Here is a 6,852-nt window from a genome sequence, read left to right on the forward strand (position 1 = left end):
GGGCGACACGCCAGCGTGTCGCCCGACCAACCCAGCTGTTGTGCGTTCCAGCGCCCCCGCGACGCCCGAGCGCCACGGTCACCGGGTGACCGTGGCGCTCGGCGACTGCCGGGTCGAGTGTCGGATCAGGTGAACACGCTGACGCCTCCGGGGCCGACCAACAGACCCACGATGATCAGCACGATGCCCCACAGCAGGGCTCCCCTGAAGATGCTGACGATCCCGGCGACGACCAGGATCACTGCCAGGATCCAGAGCAGAAAAGCCATCGTTCCCTCCTCGTTCGGTGAGGGCCACGAGGTACCCCTCCGGGCACCCGGTCAGTCCTCCTCGGGCACGATGTGGACCGCCGCCTCCTCTGCTGACGCACCGGCGCCGTCGATGCCGACGTCCTCGCCGACCAGGTCCTTCTCGGTGTCCTCGCCATAGCCCTCGTCGGGGTCGACCAGGCGTCCGGCGCGGACGTCGCCGACCTCCCGATCCTCGTCCGCCTCGTCGAGATCGTCGAGATCGTTGTCGGTCTCGGCGTACGGGTCGGGCTCGGGCACCTCCTGGGCCACCCGCTGGTCCAGCGACTCGCCGTGCGCCTCCTCCCACGGCGTGTTGCCGTAGCCTTCGGCGGCGCTCCACCTCTCCGGCGGCGAGTAGCCGGGATCGAGCTCGTCGTCCGGGTCGCGCGCCGGGTCGCCGGGCAGGGTGTCCTCGGCCCCGGGCTGGTCCTCGTCGTCGACGCTGTAGTCGCCGTACGACTCCTGCTCTTCGCTCACCATGACCTCCTTCGTCGTCACGACCGGTCGGTACCCATCATGCCCCGGCTTGACTTATGTACGAGTCTCGTACTTAATCAGTGCTGTGACCTACGTCATCGGTGTGGACTCCTCGACCCAGTCGACCAAGGCGCTCCTAGTGGACGCCTCCGACGGCACCGTCGTCGCGCAGGCGAGTGCCAAGCATCCCGACGGCACCAGTGTCGACCCGCGGGCCTGGCTCTCGGCGTACGACGAGGCCATCGCCGGGCTCGGCGCCGATGCCGCGAAGGCCGAGGCCATCGCGATCGGCGGCCAGCAGCACGGCATGGTCGCGCTCGACGAGGACGGTGAGCCGGTCCGCGACGCGCTGCTGTGGAACGACACCCGCTCCGCCGAGGCCGCCCGTCAGCTGATCGCCGAGCACGGCGGCCCGCAGGCCTGCGCGGAGACGATCGGCAGCGTCCTGGTGGCCAGCTTCACCATCACCAAGCTGCGCTGGCTGCGCGACCACGAGCCCGAGAACGCGCGGCGGGTACGCCGCGTGCTGCTACCCCATGACTACGTCAGCCTGCACGCGGCCGCCCCCGGCACGGCGCCGTTCACCGACCGCGGCGACGCCTCCGGCACCGGCTACCTCGACCTGGGCGGCCAGTGGCGCCACGACCTGCTCGAGACGGCCCTGGGTCACGACGCCGAGCTGCCGGTGATCGCTCCGGCTGGCAGCGTCGCGGCCCACACCGCCGCCGGCCTGGTCATCGGCCCCGGCACCGGCGACAACATGGCGGCCGCCCTCGGCCTCGGTCTCGAGCCGGGCGACGCGCTGCTCTCCCTGGGCACCAGCGGGGTGGCCTCCACCGTCAGCACGACGCCGGTGCGCGACGGCAGCGGCACGATCACCGGCTTCGCCGACGCCCGGGACGGCTACCTGCCGATGGTGACGACCATGAACGCCGCCCGGATCCTCGACCTGCAGGCGCGCCTGCTCGGCGTCGACCACGACGGCCTGGCCGAGCTGGCCCTGCGGGGCCGCCCCGGCGCCGTCACCATCTCGCCCTACTACGGCGGCGAACGCACCCCGAACCGGCCCGACGCCAGCGGCACCTGGACCGGCCTGACCAACGAGACCACCCGTGAGGACATCGCCCGGGCGGCGTTCGAGGCACTGCTGTGCTCGCTGGCCGACGCGCTGGACGCGCTGGCCGGCGGCACCGGCCGGCAGCCGGAGCGGATCGCCATGGTGGGCGGCGCCACCCGCTCCGCGGCCGTCCAGGCGCTCGCGCCGGCGATCCTGGGTCGCCCCGTCGCCCTGCCCCCGTCGGGGGAGTACGTCGCCCTCGGCGCGGCCCGTCAGGCCGCCTGGGCGCTCACCGGACAGCTGCCGACCTGGCCGCTGCCCGGCACGACCGAGCTCCCGGCCGCCGGCCGGGAGCAGTTGGACGCGGCGGTCGCCGTACGCGAGGCCTATGGCCTGCTGCGGGACCGCACCGAGAAGTGGTAACAGACGAAGAGAGGTCATGACAATGAGCATCGAGATCCCGAAGCCGACACCGGAGGACAAGTTCTCCTTCGGGCTGTGGACCGTCGGCTGGCAGGGCGTCGACCCGTTCGGCACCGCGACCCGGCCGCCGATGGACACCGTCCACGCGCTGGAGAAGCTCGCCGAGCTGGGCGCCTACGGCGTGAACTTCCACGACGACGACGTCATCCCGTTCGGCAGCGACGACGCGACCCGCGACAAGATCATCGAGCGGTTCAAGAAGGGCCTGGCCGACACCGGCCTGGTCGTCACCACCGCCACCACCAACCTGTTCACCCACCCGGTGTTCAAGGCCGGCGCGTTCACCAACAACGACCGCGAGATCCGCCGCTTCGCGATCCGCAAGGTGATGCGCAACGTCGACCTGGCCGCTGAGCTCGGCGCCAAGATCTACGTCGCCTGGGGCGGTCGCGAGGGCGCCGAGTTCGGTGCCTCGCAGGACACCCGAGCCGCGCTGGACCGGATGAAGGAGGCCTTCGACCTCCTGGGCCAGTACGTCGTGGACAAGGGCTACGACATCAAGTTCGCCATCGAGCCCAAGCCCAACGAGCCGCGTGGCGACATCCTGCTGCCGACGATCGGCCACGCGCTGGCGTTCATCAACGAGCTCGAGCGGCCCGAGCTGGTCGGCGTGAACCCGGAGATCGGCCACGAGGAGATGGCCGGCATGAACGCCGCGGCGGGCTACGCCCAGGCGCTGTGGGCCGGCAAGCTCTACCACATCGACCTCAACGGCCAGAACGGCCCGAAGTACGACCAGGACCTGCGCTTCGGCGCCGGCAACGTCCGTGGCGCGTTCTGGATCGTCGACACGCTGCTCGCCGGTGGCTACGACGGCCCGGTGCACTTCGACTACAAGCCGTCCCGCGTCGAGGACGAGGACGGCGTGTGGGTCACCGCGGCGGCCAACATGCGCAACTACCTCATCCTGCGCGAGAAGGTGAAGGCGTTCCGCGCCGACCCGGAGGTGCAGGCCGCGCTCGAGGCCGCCAAGCTGCCCGAGCTCGCTCAGCCGACGCTCGACGCCGGTGAGGGCTGGCAGCAACTGCTCGAGTGGCAGCTGCCGGACGTCGAGGCGCTGGCGGCCCGCGGCGCGGCGGTCGAGAAGCTCGACCAGCTCGCCCTGGAGCACCTGTACGGGGTTCGTGGCTGAGGCCACCGCTCCGGCCGGTCCGGTCGGGACGGAGCAGCTGCGCAGGACCAACACCGCGTTGGTCCTGCGCAGCCTGCGCTTCGACGGGCCCGCCACCCGCAGCGAGCTGGCCCGGCGCACCGGCCTGGCCAAGGCGACCGTCGGCGTCATCGTCTCCGGGCTCGACGCGGTCGGCGTGGTCAGCGAGGGCGTCCTCGACGAGCCGGTCGGGCGCGGCCGGCCCGGTCGTCCGGTGGCGCTGCGCGACGACGCCCTGGTCGGGCTAGGACTCGAGCTCAACGTGGACTACCTGTCGCTGGTCCTGCTCGACCTGACCGGCGAGGTGCGCCGGCACGAGCACCGGCCCCGCTCCACCTCCGACGGCGCCGCCGATCTGCTCGCCCTGGTCCGCTCCGTGATGAGCGAGTACGCCGCGGCCCGGGTGGTCGGCGCGATGGTCGCCGTACCGGGCCTGGTGCGGGGCGACGACGTCACCGTCGCCTGGGCGCCCAACCTGGCCGTGGACGGCGCCGCCCTGGTCGCGGCGCTTGCGGCCGAGCTGGGCTGCCCGGTCACCATCACCAACGACGCCAACGCCGCGGCGTACGCCGAGTCCCGACACGGCGCGGCCGTCGGCATCGAGCACGCGGTCTACCTCACCGGCACCGTCGGCATCGGCGCCGGCGTGGTGGTCGACGGCCGGCCACTGCGCGGCGCCGCGGGCTTCGCCGGCGAGGTCGGCCACATGCCGATCGGCGACTCGACCGCACCCTGCGGCTGCGGGCGGCGCGGCTGCTGGGAGGCCTCGATCGGCCTGCGGGCGATGCTCGCCCGGGTCGGGTTGCCGGAGCTGGACACGCCGCTGAGCTCGGCGGAGGCCGTCGCCCGGCACGCCGACGAGCCGGCCGTCGCAGCCGGGCTGGACGCGGTCGGCCGCGACCTGGGCCGCGGGCTGGCCACCATCGCGCACCTGCTCAACCCCGCCGTGGTCGTCCTCGGCGGCTACTTCGTGCCGCTCGGGGAGCGGCTGCTGGCACCGGCCCGCGAGGCCCTGGCGGCCCGACTGCCGGCCGAGGTGGGCTACCCGGAGCTGCGGCTGTCGGGGCTCGGCATCGAGGCCGCCGCGACCGGCGCCGCCGAGTTGGCGCTGGATGGGGTATTCCTCGGCGAAGTGCCGCTGGCGTGACCTAGGCTCGGCGGTCCGTAGGAAGGACCGCCGTTGAACCCCCGCACCACCCTGGCCGCGCTGGCCGTTGGCGCACTCGCGCTCACCGGACTCGCCTCCCGCCCGGCCGCGGCGTCCCACCTGGCCGGCCGCGCTACCCGACACCCGGCCGACTCCCTGGCGGTGCTGTCGGGGGAGCCCACCCCGACGCCGGCGTTGCCGGGGCTGCCCACCCGGTCCAACGTCTTGATGATCACCGCCGACGACCTGTCGACGCTGGACCTGCCGTACATGCCGCACGTGCGCCGGCTGATCGCCGACCAGGGCGTGACGTTCAGCGACGCGATCGCGCCCACGCCGATCTGCGCGCCGGCCCGGGCGTCGCTGCTGTCGGGGCAGTACGCCCACAACGACGGCACCGTCACCATCTCCGGTCCGCGCGGCGGCTACCAGTCCTTCGACGAGAGCCCCACCCTCGCCACCGCGCTGCAGGCCGCCGGCTACGACACGCTGTTCGCCGGCAAGTTCATCAACGGATACGGCGAGAACGGCACTGCCCGCCAGGTCCCGCCCGGCTGGACGGACTGGCGAGCCACCATCGATCCGACGACGTACCACTTCTTCGATCCGACGCTGAACGTCGACGGCACCCTGCGGAGGACGCACGGCTACAGCACCACCATCCTGAGCCACCAGGCCGACGAGATGATCGGCGCGCCGGCGCGCCAGCACCGGCCGTGGTTCGCGTGGGTCAACTACGTGGCGCCGCACTTCGGCGGCCCGATCGAGGAGGGTGACCCGAGGCAGGTGTTCCGGGGCACCGCCGGGGCGATCCCCACGACGGTGCCGGCGCCGCGCGACCGCGGCCGGTTCGCGGGCGTGCCGCTGCCCAGCCGGCCCGATCTGTTCGAGCCGCACCGCTACACCAGGCTGCTGCCGAAGAACTCGCCGGCGCGGGCGCACGTGCCGCCGATCGAGCGCACCGCGCTGCGCATGGCCTACGACCAGCGGCTGGAGGCCGACCAGGGCGTCGACCGGGCCGTCGCGGCCCAGTTGCGCACCCTGCGCCGTACCGGGCAGCTGGACCGCACGGTGGTCGTCTTCGCCTCCGACAACGGCTACGCCACCGGAGAGCACAACCGCAACGGCAAGCTGTGGCACTACGACGAGATCGTGCGGATCCCGATGATGAGGCGCGGACCGGGCGTGCCGAGTGGCCGGACCGTCTCCACTCCCATCACCAACCCGGACGTGACGGCCACGATCCTGGGCATCGCCGGCGCACGGTCGCAGCGCACGCTCGACGGCGTCGACATGCGGCCCTGGCTCTCCGCTCCGCCCCAGCAGCGGGTGGTGCCGATCGAGGGCTGGCCGGTCACCAACGGAACCCGGCGGCTGTACGCCGGCGTCACGGTCGGGCCGTGGACCTACATCCGGCTGCGGCACGGCCACGAGGAGCTCTACGACCGCACCACGGACCCGTACGAGGTGCACGACCTGGTCCATGTCGCCTCGGCCCAGGGCGCGCTGCAGGAGCTGCGTTCGCTGACCGAGCGCTACCGCGACTGCCGTGGGTCGACCTGCCCCAAGCAGTTCTACTCCCTGGGCTGAGCGCGGTCAGGCGTCGGCCACCGTCGCCGGCCGCTCCGCGGCGTCCTCGGCCACGGTGCGGTCCAGTCGGCTGGGCCACCAGATCCGGTGGCCGAGGTCGAGGTTGAGCGCGGTGACCAGGACCGCCCGCACGATCATCGTGTCGAGCATGACGCCCAGCGCGATGGCGGTGCCGATCTCGGCGAGGAAGACCAGTGGGATCGTGCCGAGTACGGCGAAGGTGGCCGCCAGCACCAGGCCCGCCGAAGTGATCACCCCGCCGGTGGACGACAGCGCGATCAGCGACCCGTGCCGGGTGCCCACCCGCTGGGTCTCCTCGCGCACCCGGGTCATCAGGAAGATGTTGTAGTCGATGCCCAGCGCGACCAGGAACACGAAGACGAACAGCGGGAAGCCCGAGTCGGCCATGTGGAAGCCGTAGAGGTAGGTGAAGATCACCGAGGAGATCCCCAGCGCCGCCCCGAACGACAGGATCACCGTCAGGATCAGCAGCACCGGCGCGACCAGTGCGCGCAGGAGCAGCATCAGGATCAGCATCACCACGACCAGGACGACCGGGATGATCACCCGGTTGTCGCGGTGGGCGGCATCGGCGGTGTCGAGGTAGATCGCGGCCGACCCACCCACCAGCGTGCCGGGGATGGCGTGCACGACCTGG

General features: G+C 72.5%; 7 protein-coding genes. 4 read left to right on the forward strand and 3 right to left on the reverse strand.

Annotated elements, in window-relative coordinates; translation table 11 throughout:
- Nucleotides 1-125 precede the first annotated feature (125 nt).
- Both VHA72_RS16345 and VHA72_RS16350 read right to left on the reverse strand, forming a co-directional pair.
- Nucleotides 126-269 carry a GPGG-motif small membrane protein gene (locus VHA72_RS16345; protein ID WP_325577131.1) on the reverse strand — a complete coding sequence of 48 codons (144 nt, stop codon included), beginning with the start codon at nucleotides 267-269 and terminating at the stop codon, nucleotides 126-128.
- A gap of 51 nt (nucleotides 270-320) precedes the next feature.
- Nucleotides 321-770 carry a DUF5709 domain-containing protein gene (locus VHA72_RS16350; RefSeq protein ID WP_325577137.1) on the reverse strand — a complete coding sequence of 150 codons (450 nt, stop codon included), beginning with the start codon at nucleotides 768-770 and terminating at the stop codon, nucleotides 321-323.
- An 82-nt stretch (nucleotides 771-852) separates the two neighbouring features.
- Here VHA72_RS16350 and VHA72_RS16355 point away from each other — a divergent pair, with 82 nt between their 5' ends.
- The 4 genes from VHA72_RS16355 to VHA72_RS16370 are packed head-to-tail and all read left to right on the forward strand — an operon-like array spanning nucleotide 853 to nucleotide 6,194.
- Nucleotides 853-2,247, forward strand: a complete 1,395-nt coding sequence (locus tag VHA72_RS16355) for an FGGY family carbohydrate kinase (RefSeq protein ID WP_325577132.1) — start codon at nucleotides 853-855, stop codon at nucleotides 2,245-2,247.
- Between the two features lie 22 nt (nucleotides 2,248-2,269).
- Entirely contained in the window at nucleotides 2,270-3,439 is a 1,170-nt protein-coding gene (xylA, locus tag VHA72_RS16360; RefSeq protein ID WP_414689809.1) for a xylose isomerase, read from the forward strand.
- Nucleotides 3,432-4,604, forward strand: coding sequence for an ROK family protein (locus tag VHA72_RS16365; protein WP_325577134.1), 1,173 nt, complete (start codon nucleotides 3,432-3,434; stop codon nucleotides 4,602-4,604). Before xylA ends, VHA72_RS16365 begins: the two co-directional genes overlap by 8 nt.
- A gap of 33 nt (nucleotides 4,605-4,637) precedes the next feature.
- A complete protein-coding gene (locus VHA72_RS16370) occupies nucleotides 4,638-6,194 on the forward strand; it encodes a sulfatase family protein (RefSeq protein ID WP_325577135.1) in 1,557 nt (518 codons plus the stop codon).
- Nucleotides 6,195-6,200: 6 nt separating this feature from the next.
- On the opposite strand, the gene VHA72_RS16375 is transcribed toward VHA72_RS16370, so the two are convergent.
- The coding region (locus VHA72_RS16375; RefSeq protein ID WP_325577136.1) for an MMPL family transporter at nucleotides 6,201-6,852 on the reverse strand (652 nt) is incomplete at its 5' end.

The sequence above is a fragment of the Nocardioides sp. genome (assembly GCF_035547795.1).
Classification (GTDB): domain Bacteria; phylum Actinomycetota; class Actinomycetes; order Propionibacteriales; family Nocardioidaceae; genus Nocardioides.

Bases quoted from the DNA above. Each gene is read 5' to 3' on its own strand.
- VHA72_RS16345 (WP_325577131.1), bottom strand. From the start codon at position 269: ATGGCTTTTCTGCTCTGGATCCTGGCAGTGATCCTGGTCGTCGCCGGG.
- VHA72_RS16350 (WP_325577137.1), bottom strand. From the start codon at position 770: ATGGTGAGCGAAGAGCAGGAGTCGTACGGCGACTACAGCGTCGACGAC.
- xylA (WP_414689809.1), top strand. From the start codon at position 2,270: ATGAGCATCGAGATCCCGAAGCCGACACCGGAGGACAAGTTCTCCTTC.